The sequence below is a fragment of the Polymorphum gilvum SL003B-26A1 genome (genome assembly GCF_000192745.1).
Lineage (GTDB): Bacteria > Pseudomonadota > Alphaproteobacteria > Rhizobiales > Stappiaceae > Polymorphum > Polymorphum gilvum.
Genome location: NC_015259.1, coordinates 953730 through 971730, shown reverse-complemented (window position 1 = coordinate 971730; position 18001 = coordinate 953730). Strand labels below are relative to the sequence as shown.

Annotated in this window: 18 protein-coding genes; 14 read left to right on the top strand and 4 right to left on the bottom strand. The window is 67.0% G+C overall.

The annotated features are described in order from the left end of the window. The first annotated feature begins 14 nt into the window (after positions 1-14). The 11 genes from gap (at position 15) to SL003B_RS04545 (ending at position 9956) form a co-directional block, all read left to right on the top strand. On the top strand, positions 15-1025 hold the full coding sequence (gene gap, locus SL003B_RS04590) for a type I glyceraldehyde-3-phosphate dehydrogenase (protein WP_013651655.1): 1011 nt from the start codon (positions 15-17) through the stop codon (positions 1023-1025). Between the two features lie 25 nt (positions 1026-1050). Next, positions 1051-1338, top strand: a complete 288-nt coding sequence (locus SL003B_RS23290; protein ID WP_013651654.1) for a hypothetical protein — start codon at positions 1051-1053, stop codon at positions 1336-1338. Positions 1339-1406: 68 nt separating this feature from the next. Further along, a complete protein-coding gene (locus SL003B_RS04585) occupies positions 1407-1691 on the top strand; it encodes a hypothetical protein (RefSeq protein ID WP_013651653.1) in 285 nt (94 codons plus the stop codon). Further along, entirely contained in the window at positions 1688-2881 is a 1194-nt protein-coding gene (locus SL003B_RS04580; protein ID WP_013651652.1) for a phosphoglycerate kinase, read from the top strand. Before SL003B_RS04585 ends, SL003B_RS04580 begins: the two co-directional genes overlap by 4 nt. A gap of 293 nt (positions 2882-3174) precedes the next feature. Next, entirely contained in the window at positions 3175-4242 is a 1068-nt protein-coding gene (fba, locus tag SL003B_RS04575) for a class II fructose-bisphosphate aldolase (RefSeq protein WP_041375839.1), read from the top strand. 141 nt (positions 4243-4383) lie between these two features. Continuing rightward, the gene (locus tag SL003B_RS04570; protein ID WP_041375838.1) at positions 4384-5025 is read left to right on the top strand and encodes a thiamine phosphate synthase; all 642 of its coding nucleotides are present in this window, start codon (positions 4384-4386) and stop codon (positions 5023-5025) included. A 68-nt stretch (positions 5026-5093) separates the two neighbouring features. Then, positions 5094-6194: a tetratricopeptide repeat protein gene (locus SL003B_RS04565; RefSeq protein WP_013651649.1), complete on the top strand. Its 1101-nt coding sequence runs from the start codon at positions 5094-5096 to the stop codon at positions 6192-6194. A gap of 145 nt (positions 6195-6339) precedes the next feature. Next, on the top strand, positions 6340-6903 hold the full coding sequence (gene efp / locus SL003B_RS04560; protein WP_013651648.1) for an elongation factor P: 564 nt from the start codon (positions 6340-6342) through the stop codon (positions 6901-6903). 69 nt (positions 6904-6972) lie between these two features. Beyond that, on the top strand, positions 6973-7767 hold the full coding sequence (locus SL003B_RS04555) for an inositol monophosphatase family protein (RefSeq protein ID WP_013651647.1): 795 nt from the start codon (positions 6973-6975) through the stop codon (positions 7765-7767). 163 nt (positions 7768-7930) lie between these two features. Continuing rightward, positions 7931-8920 carry a hypothetical protein gene (locus tag SL003B_RS04550; RefSeq protein WP_013651646.1) on the top strand — a complete coding sequence of 330 codons (990 nt, stop codon included), beginning with the start codon at positions 7931-7933 and terminating at the stop codon, positions 8918-8920. Between the two features lie 4 nt (positions 8921-8924). Continuing rightward, complete coding sequence (locus SL003B_RS04545; RefSeq protein WP_013651645.1) at positions 8925-9956, top strand: peptidoglycan -binding protein; 1032 nt, start codon at positions 8925-8927, stop codon at positions 9954-9956. Positions 9957-9964: 8 nt separating this feature from the next. Here SL003B_RS04545 and SL003B_RS04540 read toward each other — a convergent pair whose 3' ends face one another. From SL003B_RS04540 to SL003B_RS04530, 3 genes are all read right to left on the bottom strand, one after another. Further along, positions 9965-11773 (bottom strand): potassium/proton antiporter, encoded by a 1809-nt coding sequence (locus SL003B_RS04540; protein WP_041375378.1) that lies wholly within the window; start codon positions 11771-11773, stop codon positions 9965-9967. Between the two features lie 565 nt (positions 11774-12338). Continuing rightward, positions 12339-13064 (bottom strand): DUF1013 domain-containing protein, encoded by a 726-nt coding sequence (locus SL003B_RS04535; protein WP_013651642.1) that lies wholly within the window; start codon positions 13062-13064, stop codon positions 12339-12341. Positions 13065-13250: 186 nt separating this feature from the next. Continuing rightward, a complete protein-coding gene (locus SL003B_RS04530) occupies positions 13251-14252 on the bottom strand; it encodes an NAD(P)H-quinone oxidoreductase (RefSeq protein ID WP_013651641.1) in 1002 nt (333 codons plus the stop codon). A gap of 220 nt (positions 14253-14472) precedes the next feature. Here SL003B_RS04530 and SL003B_RS23285 point away from each other — a divergent pair, with 220 nt between their 5' ends. Beyond that, positions 14473-14679, top strand: coding sequence for a DUF1192 domain-containing protein (locus tag SL003B_RS23285; RefSeq protein WP_041375377.1), 207 nt, complete (start codon positions 14473-14475; stop codon positions 14677-14679). Between the two features lie 381 nt (positions 14680-15060). Further along, entirely contained in the window at positions 15061-15606 is a 546-nt protein-coding gene (gene rcdA / locus SL003B_RS04520; RefSeq protein WP_013651640.1) for a protease adaptor protein RcdA, read from the top strand. Between the two features lie 86 nt (positions 15607-15692). Here the strand turns inward: rcdA and rpmE are convergent, their stop codons facing one another. Beyond that, positions 15693-15917 (bottom strand): 50S ribosomal protein L31, encoded by a 225-nt coding sequence (rpmE, locus tag SL003B_RS04515; protein WP_013651639.1) that lies wholly within the window; start codon positions 15915-15917, stop codon positions 15693-15695. 249 nt (positions 15918-16166) lie between these two features. Here rpmE and SL003B_RS04510 point away from each other — a divergent pair, with 249 nt between their 5' ends. Beyond that, positions 16167-17987: an ABC transporter transmembrane domain-containing protein gene (locus tag SL003B_RS04510; RefSeq protein WP_041375837.1), complete on the top strand. Its 1821-nt coding sequence runs from the start codon at positions 16167-16169 to the stop codon at positions 17985-17987. The last annotated feature ends 14 nt before the right edge of the window (positions 17988-18001 follow it).

Below are 18001 nucleotides of genomic sequence, written 5' to 3'. Positions count from 1 at the left end.
AACGGGAGTGAACTATGGTGACCAGGGTTTCCATCAACGGGTTCGGCCGCATCGGCCGCAACGTGCTGCGCGCGATCGTCGAGTCCGGCCGCACCGACATCGAGGTCGTGGCGATCAACGACCTCGGTCCGGTCGAGACCAACGCCCACCTGCTGCGTCACGATTCGGTGCATGGCAAGTTCCCCGCGAAGGTGACTGTCGAGGGCGACAGCATCCGCATCGACGGCGGCAAGCCGATCAGGGTCACCGCCATCCGCGACCCCAAGGACCTGCCCTGGGCCGATCTCGGCGTCGAGGTCGCGATGGAATGCACCGGCATCTTTACCGACAAGCCCAAGGCCGAGGCCCATCTGGCCGCCGGCGCCAAGCGCGTGCTGGTCTCCGCCCCCTCCAACGGTGCCGACAAGACCATCGTCTACGGCGTCAACCACGACGCCCTGACCGGCGCCGACATGGTCGTCTCGAACGCCTCCTGCACCACCAATTGCCTGGCGCCGGTGGCCTACGTCCTCAATGCCGCGGTCGGCATCGAGAAGGGCTTCATGACCACCATCCACTCCTACACCGGCGACCAGCCGACGCTCGACACCATGCACAAGGACCTCTACCGCGCCCGCGCCGCGGCCATGTCCATGATCCCGACCTCGACCGGTGCCGCCAAGGCCGTCGGCCTCGTCCTGCCCGAACTGAACGGCAAGCTCGACGGCGTCGCCATCCGCGTGCCGACCCCGAACGTCTCGGTCGTCGACTTCAAGTTCATCGCCAGGCGCCCGACCACCGTCGACGAGATCAACGCCGCCATCCGCGACGCCGCCAACGGCAAGCTGAAGGGCATCCTCGGCTTCACCGACGAGCCGCTGGTGTCCATGGACTTCAACCACGACAGCCACTCCTCGGTCTTCCACATGGACCAGACCAAGGTGATGGACGGCACGCTGGTGCGCATCCTGTCCTGGTACGACAACGAATGGGGCTTCTCCAACCGCATGTCCGACACCGCGGTGGCGCTCGCCAGCCGCATTTGATAGGTTGCCCACAAGGGAAGCCTGCATGAACGAAGCATCGAAGCCAACGGAAGAGTTCTCGAAGCTGGTCGATCTCATTTCCGACCGTCTTCCGGATCTTCGTTGTCTTCGATGCCATCACGATGGGTTCTACCTGTCGCAGGACTTGAGTCCTCCTGGGTACTCCTTTGGCGAAGTTCCCGACCTGATCATTCAGTCGGAACGGGCGGGAATTCCTCCGATCACCACGCTGGTGTGCCGGCGTTGCGGACATATCGAACAGCACCTCACCTCTGTGCTGATCAATATCAAGCCGACCGAGGCAACTCCCTGATGACGAGTATCGTCCCCTTTCCCCCAGGCAAGGGCTCAGCCTCCGGAGGGGGACCAGAGGGGCCGACGATGGAACAGCGCGTTGCAGCCTTGGAGGCGACCTGTGGCAGGATCGAAGCCGCGCTAGGACGCCTCGAACCGGCAATCCGCCAGATCGCAGAGGACAGCAGGGACTTCCGCAAGAGCGTGTCCGGAATCGAAACCGATATCGCACGGATGGAAGGAAGGATGAGCGGCCTCGAGGGGCGCGTCTCGTCCATCCCCACCACACTTCAAATGGTCGTGCTTGTCCTCACCACCTGGGGTGCGGGCGCAGCACTTGTCTTCACCGTTGTGAGATACGCCCAACCATGACCTTCAAGACCCTCGACGATCTGGCCGGCATTGCCGGCAAGCGCGCCCTCGTCCGCGTCGACCTCAACGTCCCGATGAAGGACGGCAGGATCACCGACGACACCCGCATCCGCGCGGTCGCGCCGACTATTCTCGATCTCGCCGCCAAGGGCGCGAAGGTCGTCCTGCTCGCCCATTTCGGCCGGCCCAAAGGCCAGGCGGTCGCCGATATGAGCCTCGCCCCGGTCGCCCCCGCCGTTGCCGAGGTGCTCGGCAGGCCCGTCGCCTTCGCCGCCGACTGCATCGGCGACGCTGCCTCCGCGGCCGTCGACGCGATGGCCGACGGCGAGGTCCTGCTGCTGGAGAACACCCGATTCCACGCCGGCGAGGAGAAGAACGACGACGCCTTCGCCAAGGCGCTCGCTGCCAATGGCGACCTCTACGTCAACGACGCCTTCTCGGCCGCCCACCGCGCCCATGCCTCGACCGAGGGCCTCGCCCGCCTGCTGCCGGCCTATGCCGGGCGCACCATGCAGGCCGAGCTGGAAGCCCTCGGCGCCGCGCTCGGCGCGCCGAAGCGGCCGGTGCTTGCCGTCGTCGGAGGCGCCAAGGTGTCGTCCAAGATCGATCTTCTGGAAAACCTCGTCGGCAAGGTCGACATGCTGGTGATCGGCGGCGGCATGGCCAACACCTTCCTCGCCGCCCGGGGTGTCGACGTCGGCAAGTCGCTGTGCGAGCATGACCTCGCCGAGACCGTGCGCACCATCATGGCCGCAGCCGAAAGGTCGGGCTGCGAGATCGTGCTTCCGGCCGATGCGGTCGTGGCGCGCGAATTCAAGGCGGGCGCGGCCAACGAGACCGTCGGCCTCGACGCCATTCCGGCCGACGCCATGATCCTCGACGTCGGCGCCGCCTCGATCGAGGCCGTGAAGGCCGCGATCGACCGCGCCGCCACCCTGGTCTGGAACGGCCCGCTCGGCGCCTTCGAGATCGAGCCCTTCGACAAGGCCACCGTCGCGGCCGCGCGTCACGCGGCGGATCGCACGAAAGCGGGCAAGCTGCTGTCGGTCGCCGGCGGCGGCGACACGGTCGCGGCCCTCAACCATGCCGGCGCGGGCGCCGACTTCTCCTATGTCTCGACCGCCGGCGGCGCCTTCCTGGAATGGCTGGAAGGCAAGGAACTGCCGGGCGTCAAGGCCCTCGACGCCTGAACCGGCGACTGAACCGGCCGGAAATCAGGCCCCGCGCCCGGAAGGGGCGCGGGCGTCGCATGCACCGGCCGCCGTTTAAATCGATATAAATCTCGCCGGCTGCCTTCTCGGCCGTTGGACTGATTTGCACGGATCGAAAATCACGCTAGACACGCAGCGCCCGGACCCTGACCCCGCCCGCCGGAACCCGGACCGCCCTGCGGCCGTTTCCGGCTCGAGCGACCTTGTCCATGGTCCGCGATCCGTTTCATCCCGCGCGCGACGCGCCGACCGCATTCAAGTGGAGACGCAACATGGCACGAATTACCCTCCGGCAACTGCTCGATCATGCCGCCGAGCATGACTACGGCGTGCCCGCCTTCAACATCAACAACATGGAACAGGCGCTCGCGATCATGGAAGCCGCGGACGCGACCGACTCGCCCGTCATCATCCAAGCGTCCCGCGGCGCCCGCTCCTACGCCCACGACGTCATGCTCAAGCACATGATGGACGCGGTCACCGAGATCTACCCGCACATCCCGGTCTGCGTGCACCTCGACCACGGCAACGAGCCGGCGACCTGCATGACCGCCATCCAGGCCGGGTTCACCTCCGTGATGATGGACGGCTCGCTCACCGCCGACGGCAAGACCCCCGCCGACTGGACCTACAACGTCGGCGTGACGAAGACCGTCGTCGACATGGCCCATCTCGGCGGCATCTCGGTGGAAGGCGAACTCGGCGTGCTCGGCAGCCTTGAGACCGGCATGGGTGACAAGGAGGACGGCCACGGCGCCGAGGGCAAGCTCTCCCACGACCAACTGCTGACCGACCCGGACGAAGCGGTCAAGTTCGTCAGGGAGACCAAGGTCGACGCGCTCGCCATCGCCATGGGCACCTCCCACGGCGCTTACAAGTTCACCCGCAAGCCGGACGGCGAGATTCTGGCGATGCACGTGATCGAGGAGATCCACCGGCGCCTGCCGGAAACGCATCTCGTCATGCACGGCTCCTCCTCGGTGCCGCAGGATCTTCAGGATATCATCAACAAGTACGGCGGCAAGATGCCCCAGACCTGGGGTGTGCCGGTCGAGGAGATCCAGCGCGGCATCAAGAACGGTGTGCGCAAGATCAACATCGACACCGACAACCGCATGGCGATGACCGGCCAGATCCGCAAGATCCTCGCCGAGAACCCGGGCGAGTTCGACCCGCGCAAGTACCTCAAGCCCGCCCGCGATGCCATGACGAAGCTCTGCACGGAGCGCCTGGAAGCCTTCAACACCGCAGGTCAGGCTTCGAAGATCAGAAAGGTCCTCACGCTGGCCGAAATGGCCGCCCGCTACAAGTCCGGCGCCCTGGACCCGAAGATCGCCTGACGCGCTTCGGCCGTCGCTTCGCCTGCACCACCGGAAGAGGGGCCTTGCGTCCCTCTTTCGCCGTCTTTAGGGACATACAGTCGATATAGTGATCGACGCCTCGAGCCGATGACGCTGTCGGCCGCATCAACGGACACCGCCTTGAACCGCCCGCGCCTCTTTCTCGTCACGCCGCCCGATCCCGTGCCGGCCGATTTCCTCGGTCCGCTTGAGCAGGCCCTCGGCGGCGGCGATGTCGCCTGCGTGCTGATCTACTGCCCGACCTCGGAGTCGCGGGCCCTGCAGGCGACCGCCGAGGCTTTGGTGCCGTCGATCCAGGCCGCCGGCGCGGCCGCCCTCGTCTACCGCGACACCCAGGCCGCCGGCCGCTCCGGCGCCGACGGCGTCCATGTCGACACCTCGCTCGAGGACATCAAGCTGGCCGTCGAGAGTCTTCGGCCGACCCGCATCGTCGGCGCCGGTGGCACCAAGCTGAAGCACGAGGACATGGAAATCGCCGAGACCGGCGTCGACTACCTGTTCTACGGCCGCCTCGACCTCGACGAGCGCCCCGAGCCTCACCCGAAGACGATCGAGCGCGCGGCCTGGTGGGCCGAGCTGTTCCAGACGCCCTGCGTCGCCCTTGCCGGCAACACCGCCGACTCGATCGAGGCCGCGGCCGCGACCGGCGCTGATTTCGTTGCCATCAAGGATGCGGTCTGGCAGCATCCCGACGGACCGGCCGCAGCGGTGCGCGCGGCCAATGCCATCCTGGAGCGGCACCCGTTCGAAGAAGCGAGTTGATGCACATGCGGGACCGGCCCCGTAACGCAGCCCGGAGTACCTCTCCGCAAACCGCTCTGTGCACCGCCGTGCTTGCGTCCCTGGTCGCCCCCCTTGTCTGCGGCCTCGCCGTGCTTGCGGTGGCCGCCGCGCCCGCCGTCGCACAGGCCCAGACACCCGTTCCGCCGCCCGCGCCCGAGCAGGTCGCTCCGGCCGATGCCCAGCAGGAGGCGGCTCCAGAGGGCGACGGCGCTGCCGGACCGCTGCGTCTGGTCAGCCTGATCGAGGTCGGCCCGCCGGGCCTCGACGCCGACGCCGAGGTCACCGCCGACATCGCCTACGGCGCTTTCCAGCGCGGCTGGTACCTGACCGCTGTCGCGCTTGCCACGCCGCTCGCGGAAGCCGGTGACGCCGCCGCCCAGACCCTGCTCGGCGTGATGCAGGAAACCGGTCTCGGCATCGCCCAGGACAAGCGTCGCGCCGCCGAATGGTATCAGGTCGCCACTGTCACGGGCGATCCCGGCGCGGCGTTCCGCCTGGCCCAGCTCTACCTGCTCGGCCAGGGCGTGGAGCGCGACAAGAAGAAGGCCGCCGACCTGTTCGAGATCGCCGCCGATGCCGGCAATCCCTCGGCCATGTACAATCTCGCCATCCTCTACCAGGAGGGAGAAGGCCGGCCCTACAACGAGGCCGAGGCCGCAAAGCTGCTCGAACGCGCCGCCGACCTCGGCGACACCGAGGCCCAGTACTCCCTCGGCCTGCAGTATCTGGAGGGCAACGCCACCATCCGCGATCCCGCCCGCGGCGCCTTCTGGCTCGGCCGCGCCGCCCGCCGCGGCCATGTCTCCGCGCAGGTCTACTACGGCATCCTGCGCTTCCAGGGAAAGGGCGTCGAACCGGACGAGGCGGAGGCCGCCGACTGGTTCGAACGCGCCGCCGCCGCCGGCAATCCGGTCGCCATGAACCGCCTCGCCCGCATCTATGCCTACGGCCGTGGCCGCGATGTCGATCCGGTCGCCGCCGCCTCCTGGCACTACGTCGCGCGCGCACTCGGCCTGTCCGACCTCGAACTCGACGGCTATGTCGCCGGCCTCGACCAGCAGACGGTTGACCGGGCCCTCGCCAGGACGCGCGACCTCGCCGCCACCTTGATGCCGAAACGGGAGGACCCGTCGCTCGCCGCGCCCTGAGGCGCCGGACCGCTCCGGCTTTTTTCCTTGAAACGGCGCCCGTTTTGTGTTGGACAGGCGCGTCGTCGGTGCCAGCGCCGCCTGCGGCTCCCGCCGGCCGGCGCGCGCCGTCCCCCGTTTCACAGCTTTTGCAATCGGTCGTTCCATGAAAATCAACGGTAACGAGATCAAGCCCGGCAACGTCCTCCAGCACCAGGACACGCTCTGGGCCGTCGTCAAGGTCGAACACGTCAAGCCCGGCAAGGGCGGCGCCTTCGCCCAGGTCGAAATGAAGAACCTCCTCGACGGTCGCAAGCTCAACGAGCGTTTCCGCTCCGAGGACAAGGTCGAGCGCGTCCGCCTGGAACAGAAGGACTTCCAGTACCTCTACACCCAGGAAGACATGCTGATCTTCATGGACACCGAGACCTACGAGCAGCTGGAACTGCAGAAGGACTTCGTCGGCGACCGCTCGGCGTTCCTGCAGGACGGCATGATGGTCACCGTCGAACTGCACGAGGACCGGCCGATCGGCATCACCCTGCCCCAGTATGTCACGCTTCAGATCGCCGAGGCCGACGCCGTCGTGAAGGGTCAGACCCAGTCGTCGTCCTACAAGCCCGCGATCATGGAGAACGGCGTGCGCGTCATGGTGCCGCCCTTCATCACCGCCGGCGAGAAGATCATCGTCGACACCGGCACGCTGGAATATGTCCGCCGCGCGGACTGACCGTCCGACACGCCATATCCACGCCGCGCGGGTCCGCGCGGCGCACCACCCGACAACCGGCAGCAGTCCATGGCGCGCACAGCCCTCCTCAACGTAATGGTCCAGGCCGCGATAAAGGCCGGCCGTAGCCTCGTCCGCGATTTCGGCGAGGTGGAGAACCTCCAGGTGTCCCGCAAGGGCCCGAGCGACTTCGTCTCCGCCGCCGACCGCCGCGCCGAGGAGATCGTGCGCGCGGAGCTGACCAAGGCCCGCCCCGCCTATGGCCTGCTGATGGAGGAATCGGGCGCGACGGAGGGCACCGACGGCCAGCACCGCTGGATCGTCGACCCGCTCGACGGCACCACCAACTTCCTGCACGGCATCCCGATCTTCGCCGTCTCGATCGCGCTGGAGCGCCAGGGCCAGATCGTTGCCGGCGTGATCTTCAATCCGGTGATGGACGAGCTCTATACGACCGAGCGCGGCCGCGGCGCGTTCCTCAACGACCGCCGCCTGCGCGTCGCCGGCCGCACCGCGCTGCCCGACTGCCTGATCGGCACCGGCATCCCCTTCCTCGGCAAGGGCGACCACGGCCGTGCCTTGAGGGAAATCCGCCAGGTCATGCCCGAAGTCGCCGGCATCCGCCGCTGCGGCGCCGCCGCCCTCGACCTCGCCTGGGTCGCCGCCGGTCGCTACGACGGCTTCTGGGAGCATGGCCTGTCCCCCTGGGACATGGCCGCCGGCATCCTCATGGTGCGCGAGGCCGGCGGCTTCGTCTGCGACATCAACGGCCGGGACGACATGCTGGAGACAGGCTCGATCGTTGCCGGCAACGAGGCCGTCCAGGGCCATCTGCGCAAGCTGCTCGCCGCCGCCAGGGACTGAACCGAGGCAGAACCGACGACCGAACCGGGCACGACGCCGGGCCGCCGGCCCTTGCCATTAATGCGTGGTTAACCGTTTGCCCCGGTCGGATTAACGGTTTTCAACGGTCCGGCATTCGCGCTATCACAGGGGCCATGTGAAACAGGCGGAAGCTTGGCGGCTCATGGCACGCGAATTCGATCCCTACAGTCTGTCCAGCCCGAAGGCATACCTGTCCTTCATGATCATCTTCCTGGTGATCGTCGCCTTCATTGCCTTCATCCTCTACCGGCAGATCTCGACCGCCTTCATGAGCAACCCGGGCCTCAACGGCCTGATCGTCATGGTCGCGGTGTTCGGCATCCTGCTCACCTTCGGCCGCGTCATCCGCCTGTTCCCGGAGATCACGTGGGTCAACGGCTTCCGCCTCGGCGATCCCGGCCTCGAGGTGCGCCGCCCGCCGGTGCTGCTGGCGCCCATGGCCACGCTGCTCGGCAACAAGGTCGGCGAAATGGCGCTGACGCCGATGACCGCGCGCTCGATCCTCGATTCCATCGGCATGCGCCTCGACGAGGCGCGTGAGATCTCGCGCTACCTGACCGGCCTTCTGGTCTTCCTAGGCCTGCTCGGCACCTTCTGGGGCCTGCTGCAGACGGTCAGCGCCGTCGGCGCCACCATCCAGTCGCTCGACGTCGGCTCGGGCGACGCCAACGTCATCTTCGAGGACCTCAAGGCCGGCCTCGAGGCCCCGCTCAGCGGCATGGGCACCGCCTTTTCCTCGTCCCTGTTCGGCCTCACCGGCTCGCTCGTCCTCGGCTTCCTCGACCTGCAGGCCGGCCAGGCGCAGAACCGCTTCTACAACGAGCTGGAGGACTGGCTGTCGACCCTGACCGACATCGAGCCGGAGGAAGGCGTGCTGCGCCCCCCGCCCGCCCCCACCGAGCAGCTGCAGCAGGCGATCGACCGCCTGCGCCGCTCGGTCGAGGAAGGCGGCGGCAAGCAGGCCAACCAGGCCATGGCCAACCTCGCCGAAGGCATCCAGGGCCTCGTCAAGCACGTGCGCTCGGAGCAGCAGATGATGCGCGACTGGGCCGAGACCCAGGCCGACCAGCAGAAGCGCATCGAGGCCCTGCTGGCCTCCATTTCCGCCGCCTTCGACCGCGCGAAGGACTGAGGCCGTGGCCGGCTCGCGCGTCCGCAGGCGACCCCAGGGCACCGACTACTGGCCCGGCTTCGTCGACGCCATGGCGACGCTGCTGCTGGTCATCATCTTCCTGCTGTCGATCTTCATGCTGGCGCAGTTCTTCCTCAGCCAGCAGCTGTCCGGCCGCGACACGGTACTCAACCGCCTGAACGCCCAGATCAGCGAGCTGACCGAACTGCTGGCGCTGGAGCGCGCCTCCAGCCGCGAACTGGAAGACACCATCACCACCCTGCAGGCGAGCCTCGGCGAGGCCACCTCCGAGCGCGACCGGCTGGTCGGCCTGCTCGACGACCGCTCCGGCGCCGCCGCCGCGGCCGGCGGTCGCGCCGCCGCGCTGGAGGGCATGCTCGACGAGGAGAAGCAGATCAGCCAGCGGGCGCTTGCCCAGGTCGAGCTGCTCAACCAGCAGATCGCCGCCCTGCGCCGCCAGCTCGCCGCCGCCAACGCCGCGCTCGAGGCCTCCGAAGCCAAGGAGCAGGAAAGCCAGGCCAAGATCGCCAGCCTGGGCCGCCGGCTCAACGCCGCCCTCGTCCAGCGCGTGCAGGAGCTGTCCCGCTACCGCTCCGACTTCTTCGGCCGGCTGCGCGAGATCCTGTCCCAGCGCTCCGACATCCGCGTCGTCGGCGACCGCTTCGTGTTCCAGTCCGAGGTGCTGTTCCCGTCCGGCTCGGACGAGATCAACCCCGCCGGTACCGTCGAACTCGGCAAGCTGGCCGAGGCGATCCTGGAACTGGAGGCGCAGATCCCCGAGGAGATCAACTGGGTCCTGCGCGTCGACGGCCATACCGATTCCCGTCCGCTGTCGGGCACCGGCCGGCTGCGCAACAACTGGGAACTGTCGTCGGCCCGCGCGATCTCCGTGGTCCGCTACCTGATCGACCGCGGCGTCGACCCCAAGCGCCTGGTTGCCGCCGGCTTCGGCGAGTTCCAGCCGCTGGAGGACGGCGACAGCCCCGAGGCGCTGGCCCGCAACCGCCGCATCGAGTTGAAGCTCACCGAACGCTGAGCGCAGCGCTACGTTTTGCGGCCTCGGGCCAGCCGTTCTCGCAGCCACACCCGGATCTCCTTGCCGCTCAGGAACAGCGGCAGCCGTGAAGGCCCTTCCTCCTGCGCGAAGGACAGGCCCACCCGGTCGATCTCGCCGGCGCCGGTGACGTCGCGCACGATCAGGTCGACCTCGCCGCAGGTGACACGGTCGCCAACCTCCGCCGTACCGCCCAGTCGCTGCAGCATGAAGTCCGCGATGCTCTGGTCCAGGTGCCGGTCCGGGATGGAGCGCAGGCCGTAGGCGTTGATCAGGTCGATCAGCGGCTGGCGCGGATCGAGGACAAACTTCCCGAAGAAGTCGGCGTCGTCGACGGTCAGTTTGGCGGGGCTGGCGAACAGCCGGTCGAGCAGGTGGATGTACTGGGGCGCGACGAACATGTAGACGAGATCGTCCTCCTGCAGCCGACCGGCATACTGGTAGCGCATGGACCGACCGTCGCGCACCACGAGCGACGGCCGGGCCCAGCGCGGCAGGCGTTCGCCGAGCAGCACCGGGCTTTCGCGCACCACGCGATAGACGATCAGCTCGTGGTCCGCCCGACCGGGCAGTTCGAGACCGACGCGCTCCACCGGCCCGATCCGCACCGGCACGATCAGACCGAGCCAGCGGGCCATCGGCCGGATCGTCCAGCCCTGCAGCAGCAGCGACGTCAGCACAATGATATAGGCGATGTTGAACAGCAGCTGGCCGTCCGGCAGACCGGCAGCGAGCGGGATGATGCCGAGCAGGATCGACACCGCGCCGCGCAAGCCGACCCACGCGATGAACGCCGTCTCGTTGCGCTGGTAACCGAACGGCAGCAGGCAGAGCCAGACCGCCATCGGCCGGCAGAAGAGCGTCAGCGCGACCGCGAGCGCGACGGCCGGCAGTGCGATGTCGAGGAACTGCGACGGCGTTGCCAGCAGGCCGAGGGTAAGGAACATGGCGATCTGCGCCATCCAGGTCAGGCCTTCCAGGAAGCGGCGCAGGCCCATGTAGCCGGTGATGCCGCTGTTGCCGGCGACAAGCCCGGCGACATAGACCGCCAGGAAGCCGCTGCCGCCCACCATGCCGACGAAGCCGAACAGGCACACCGCCGCCGACAGCACGCCGATCGGATAGAGCGCCCCTTCGAGCGTGATCCGCTTCGCGGCGGCGACGAGGGCGTAGCCGCCGGCAAATCCCATGACGGCGCCGATGCCCATCTGGATCGCGAAGCCTGCGGCCAGGTCCTGCCAGACCTTCGCCGCCGCGGCCTCCCCGGCAAGGATCAGTTCCAGCAGCACGACCGTCAGGAAGATCGCCATCGGGTCGTTCGAACCCGATTCCACCTCGAGGGTGGACCGCACCTGGTCGCGGAGCGTGATGCCGCCCACCCGCAGCAGGAAGAACACGGCGGCCGCATCGGTCGATCCGACGATCGCGCCGAGCAGGAACGCCTCCAGCCTGGGCAGGCCGAAGATGAAATGGGCGAAGACGCCGACCAGTGCCGCTGTCAGCAGCACGCCGAGCGTCGCCAGCGTCACCGCCGGGGCGGCCGCCTGGCGGAACGAGCGCAGCTTGGTGTCGAAGCCGGAATCGAACAGGATGACTGCGAGCGCGAGACTGCCGATCAGATAGGCGGAGTTGGCATCGTCGTACCGGATGCCGAGCCCGTCCTCGCCTGCGAGCAGGCCGATCGACAGGAACACCAGCAGCAAGGGGGCGCCATAGCGGAACGCCAGGGCACTGGTCATAACCGAGGCAAGGACGAGACCGGAGCCGATGAGGAAGACCGGAAAGATCAAGTCTAGCATCGCCGGCTCTGCTCGCTTCCTCGCCCGGTTTGCCGTCGTTCCGCTTCGCATGCGGACACTCGCCGCTGCCAATGACGGTCTGGTCCACGAGACCCGTCAGCGCATTGCGGCAGAAGTGGGGCGGACCCTTCCTTTCTGCCCGCGCAACCTTGCGCGGACACGGATTCGCCGTGGCGCGGCGGGTCACGCGTCAGCGCGAGGGGTGCCGAATCGTCGCGCGAAGGCGTGACAATTCGGCAACCCTGTCTCCGTTGCTTCCGGTTCGCGATGCCGCCACGCCATGCGGGATGCCGGACAGGGGCGGGCACGAAAAAGCCGCCGGACGCGTCCGGCAGCTCAGCGTGTCGACACACCCGCAGCTTCTCCGCTGTCATTCCGGCCAAGCGGAGCGCGAGCCGGAACCGGAGAGCCACGGTGTCGATGATGTCAAGACGGAGACCGGGAGGCCCCGGCTCGCCGATCCCGTATCTGCGCTTCGCTGCGTGCGGGATGACGCGTTTGGAGCTTTGTCGGCCCTCGGCCGCCGGACGGTATCCGGCGGCTGGTCCGCTCGACGGTCGCCCGTTCAGAGCCGGTGGTCGTCGTCCTCGTCCCGCTTCGACTTCTTGAGCGAGTTGAGCTTGGCGAACACCGCGTCGGCGTCGATCGCCTCCTCTTCCTCGCGCGGCCGGCGGTCCATGGTGAAGGCGGCGGCGATCGCCTCCTCGCTGGTCGACTCCTCGACCGGCACCAGGGTCTCGGCGTACTCCGGCTCCGGCCGCGGCGGAGCGTTCTTGGCCGCCTTCTCGACCTCCATGTCCAGTTCGATCTGGCTGCACAGGCCGAGGGTGACCGGATCGGACGGCGTCAGGTTGGCCGAATTCCAGTGCGTGCGCTCGCGGATCGCCTGGATCGTCGGCTTGGTCGTGCCGACCAGGCGCATGATCTGCGCATCCTTCAGTTCGGGATGGTTGCGCACCAGCCACAGGATCGCATTCGGCCGGTCCTGGCGGCGCGACACAGGCGTGTAGCGCGGGCCGCGGCGCTTGCTCTCCGGCACCACCACCTTCGAGCCCTGGAGCTTGAGATGGTAGTTCGGGTCGCGCTGGCCCTTCTCGATCTCTTCGCGGGTGAGCTGGCCGGTCAGCACAGGGTCGAGGCCCTTGATGCCCTGGGCCGCCTCGCCGTCGGCGATCGCCTTGACTTCGAGGGGATGGAGTTTGCAGAAGGCCGCGATCTGGGTGAAGCTCAGGGCCGTGTTGTCGACGAGCCAGACGGCGGTGGCCTTCGGCATGAGGGGCGTGTTGGCCATCGGGTGTAATCCTCCTGTGGGCTTCCTCGCCCGGCAGGGCGAAAAAGCAACATTCCAATCGATTTGATGGGAGATTGACCCGAATATAGGCATCAACGGCGCGAAACGCAATTGCTGCGCGTCGCGACGGCACAGGTTTTCCGCGTGTCTGCGGCTTCGGCGACCCTCCCGCGCCCCAATCGGAGCTTAATCGACCGTCAGCACGATCTTGCCGATGTGGCCGGAACTTTCCATGCGCCGGTGCGCATCCGCCGCCTTCGCCAGCGGGAAAGTCGAATCCATCACCGGCCTGACGGTGCCGGCCTCCAGCAGGGGCCAGACCTTGTCTTTCAACGCGGCGGCGATCGCCGCCTTGAATGCCGTGTCGCGCGGCCGCAGCGTCGAGCCGGTATGGATCAGGCGCTTCTGCATCAGGCGGGAGAAATTGACGTTTTCAGAGATGCCGTTGAGCGTTGCGATCTGGCAGATGCGCCCCTCCACCGCGGCCACCTTCCAGTTCTTCTCGACATAATCGCCGCCGACCATGTCGAGGATGACGTGCACGCCCTCGCCGCCGGTCTCGGCCAGGATCTCGGCGACGAAGTCCTGCTTGTTGTAGTCGATCGCCACGTCGGCGCCGAGCGCCCTCACCGCGTCGAGTTTTTCCGCCGAGCCGACGGTGGTATAGACCTTGGCGCCGAACGCCTTGGCGAGCTGGATCGCCGTCGTGCCGATGCCCGACGTGCCGCCATGGACCAGGAACCGTTCTCCGGCCCTCAGCCCGACCCGGTCGAACACGTTGCTCCACACGGTGAAGAACGTCTCCGGCACGGCGGCAGCCTCCTCCATCGTGAAGCCCGCCGGCACCGGCAGCGCATGGCTCTCGTGCACCTTGCAGTATTCCGCATAGCCGCCGCCCGGCACCAGCGCCGTCACCCGGTCGCCGACCGCGAAGGCGGTGACCTGCGTGCCGACCGCCGCCACCGTCCCGGCGACCTCCAGCCCGGGCAGGTCGGAAGCGTCCTTCGGCGGCGGATAGGCGCCCATGCGCTGCAGCACGTCCGGCCGGTTCACCCCGGCAGCCGCGACCTTGATCAGGATCTCGCGGCCGAGCGGCACCGGCACATGCCTCTGCTCCGGTGCCAGAACGTCCGGCCCTCCGGGGGCGGTGATCGCGATGGCAGTCATCATGCTCGGCAGTTCGCTCATCGGGGCCTCCTCGGATCGGACGGTGGTGCCGTCGTTCGACGGTGCGGCCTGTCATGTACCGCGCCCGTCCGCGGCTGGCAATTCGGGGCTCTTGGGCTATCCTGAACCGGAAACGCTAGGCGTACCGAGTCAAGGCGCAGGTGTCGCGCTCTTCCGGCAGCGCTCCGGCGGGTCTCCGGCCGGTCTCCGGAGACAAGTAGGACAGGTTCAGGAGGCCTTGATGGACGATTTCGAGACACGGGGACGAACGGCCAAGGCGGTCGGGACAGTATTCGCAGGCCAGGAGCTAGACGCCCTGTCGGAGACAGAACTTGCTGAAAGAATTGAGAAACTTGAGGCAGAGATCGAGCGGACAAGGGCTGAACTGACGAAAAGGAGATCCGTCAGAGCGGCCGCCGACGCGCTCTTCACGAACGGATCTGCGTAATTATCACAATGTTTACGATAACAGATATGTGATGATCCAATTCGAGTCACTCGAATCGGTAAAAGTTTAGTCGTTTACTTCTTGTTAAGCTTTCTGATTGATAACTAAAACGTCCAGTCATCTGGATTTCGAGTGGCTCCTGTCCACTCTGTTTGACGCCTCCCTGTTAATGACTTCGAGCCGCGGGTTCCGCGGCTCTTTTTTTCGTCATCCCGCCATAGTAGGGTTAACCCCGTTCCGCGACGCCGGACCGCATTTTTGGGCGAGTGGCACGGCAGTTGCTCCGTAGGACCCGAGCGTCACGCGGTGTCCCGAAATCGGACGCCGGTGGATAAGGGTCCCGGCGCGGGACCGGGTTTCAGGTAGAAGGCGTAACGACCCATGACGGACGATTCCAGGAAGCGCAGCACGTCGCCCGAGATGGTCAGCTTCGCGGACCGTTTGGCTGCCTCGCAGAAGTTCCAGGCCCTGTTCCAGGAAGGCATGGGTTTGGTTGAGGAAACAGCAACTTACCTCGACGGCGAGGGCCGCTCGCAATCCAAGCGGCTGCCGCGGCCGGCGTCGCTCGCCTATGCGACGGAATCGATGCGCCTGACCACCCGGCTGATGCAGCTAGCGTCCTGGCTGCTGCTGCAGCGCGCCGTCAATGAGGGAGAAATGACCGTCGAGCAGGCCGGCAGCGAGAAGAACAAGGTCCGGCTCGACAAGCTCAGCAGCGCCACAGGCGGCTCGGCATGGAATGACCTGCCCGAACACCTGCAGGATCTTATCCACCGGTCGATCCGTCTTCAGGAGCGCATCCGCCATCTCGACGCCATGCTCTATCCGAAACCCGACGACACCGCAGAAGCAGTTGAAAACACTATGGAAAATCCGGTCGCGTCGCAACTGAACCAGCTCTACGCGGCCTTCGGCAGAGCGGGCTGAAAAGCCCTTCCTTCCGCCTGATTCCCTCCTCTGCCAACAAAAAACCCGGCACGAGGCCGGGTTTTTATCCGCGCAATCTGGCGGCCTTACGACCCCAGGAAACCCGCGTACTTGTTCTTGAACCGGGACACGCGCCCGCCGCGGTCCATCAACTGGCGGTCGCCGCCGGTCCAGGCCGGGTGCGAATTCGGATCGATGTCCAGCTGCAGGGTATCCCCCTCCGACCCATAGGTCGAGCGGGTAAAATACTCGGTGCCATCGGTCATTACGACCTTGATGGTGTGGTAGTCGGGATGGATATCCTTTTTCATCGCCGGTCCTTTCCAGCACCTTCCGCAGCCCGTCGGCACGGGCCTGCCAGCGCGGTGCATGTATCAGAAAACGGGCCAGCGTACCGAAAGCGGACGCAGCCCCTGGAAACATGAGGCGCTGCTATACCCCAAGACGGCCGTCAAAACAAGGCTGCCGGACCGGCCGGCGCCGGCATTTTTCTTCTTGGAATCGGCGCCCGGTTGTTCCAAGTGGAAGGCAGCAAGAGGAACCATCTGGAGATCCGCGTTTTGGCCCGAAACCGATCCGGCGCCCCGACAGGAGGCGAAGCCGCCGAACGGCGGTCCCTTCGTCCCCTGCGCCAGCTCCTTCCCTACCTGGCGCGCTACAAGGCGATGGTTGCCGGCGCGCTGCTCGCCCTGCTGGCCGCCGCCTGCGTGACGCTGGTGCTGCCGATCGCGGTGCGACGCATGATCGACAGTGGCTTCGGCGCCGACGATCCCGCCCTCATCAACAATTATTTCCTCATGCTGATCGGCGTAGCGGCCGCCCTCGCGCTGGCCAGCGCCACGCGCTACTACCTCGTCATGTGGATCGGCGAACGCATTGTCAGCGATGTCCGCACGGACGTGTTCGCGCATCTCACACGCCTCAGTCCCGCGTTCTTCGACACCGCGAAATCGGGCGAGATCCTGTCGCGGCTGACCGCCGACACCACCCAGATCAAGTCCGCCTTCGGCGCCAGCGCGTCCATCGCCATGCGCAATCTGGTCATGTTCGTCGGCGCGGTGACATTGATGATCGTCACCAGTCCGCGGCTGTCGGTCATCGTCCTGGCGGCCATTCCGATCATCGTCCTGCCGCTGATCGGCTTCGGTCGAGCCGTCCGCCGCCGCTCGCGCACAGCCCAGGACACTCTTGCAGCAGCATCGGCCTTCGCCGCGGAGATGCTCGGCGCCGTCCGCACGCTCCAGGCTTTCACGAGCGAACGCTTCGCCGCCCGCCGCTTCGGCCAGTCTGTCGAAACCGCCTTCACGGCCGCCCGCACCGCAACGGCAGCCCGAGCCGTCCTGACCGGCTTCGCCATCTTTATCATCGCCTCCAGCGTCGTCGCCGTGCTCTGGATCGGCGCGGCCGATGTCTTCGCCGGACGGATGACCGGCGGAGAACTCGGCCAGTTCCTGCTTTACTCGATCCTGGCGGCAGGCGCCCTCGGCGAGCTTTCGCAGGTCTGGGGCGAGATCTCCCAGGCAGCGGGTGCGGCCGAGCGGCTGAGTGAAATCCTGCGCATCGAGCCGGAAATCCAGCCCCCCAGGGATCCGATCCTCCTTCCCGAACCTCCGCGCGGCGCAATCGCCTTCGAGGGCGTTTCCTTTGCCTATCGCGGCAGCGGCGCGATGCCCGTCCTGCACGACATCGATCTCGCCGTCGCGCCCGGAGAGACGGTCGCCGTCGTCGGCCCCTCGGGGGCCGGAAAGTCGACGCTGTTCCATCTGCTGATGCGGTTCTACGATCCGACCAAGGGCACGGTGCGGCTCGACGAGATCGACCTGCGCGCGGCCGAGCCCGAAGACGTCCGCCGTCGCATCGCGCTCGTCCCCCAGGACACCATGATCTTCGGGGCCAGTGCCGCCGAAAACATCGCCTACGGCCGCCCCGAAGCCAGTCCGGCGGAAATACGCAAGGCGGCCGAGGCAGCCCTCGCCGGCGACTTCATCACCGCGATGCCGAACGGCTATGACACGGCGATCGGAGAACGCGGCATCACCTTGTCCGGGGGGCAGAGACAGCGGATCGCGATCGCCCGTGCGATTCTCAAGGACGCTCCGGTGCTGCTGCTCGACGAGGCCACGAGTGCCCTCGACGCCGAGAGCGAAACGCTGGTGCAAATGGCGCTGGAGCGGCTCATGGCCGGCCGAACCACGCTCGTCATCGCCCACAGGCTGGCCACCGTGCTGAAGGCCGACCGTATCGTCGTGATGAACGAGGGACGTATCGTCGAGTCGGGTCGCCACGACGACCTTGTCGCCGCCGGTGGCCTCTATGCCAAGCTGGCGCGGCTTCAGTTCCAGGCCGGCGCCGAAGCCCTCGCGGGCGCTCCCGCCAAATAGATCACCCGATGCTT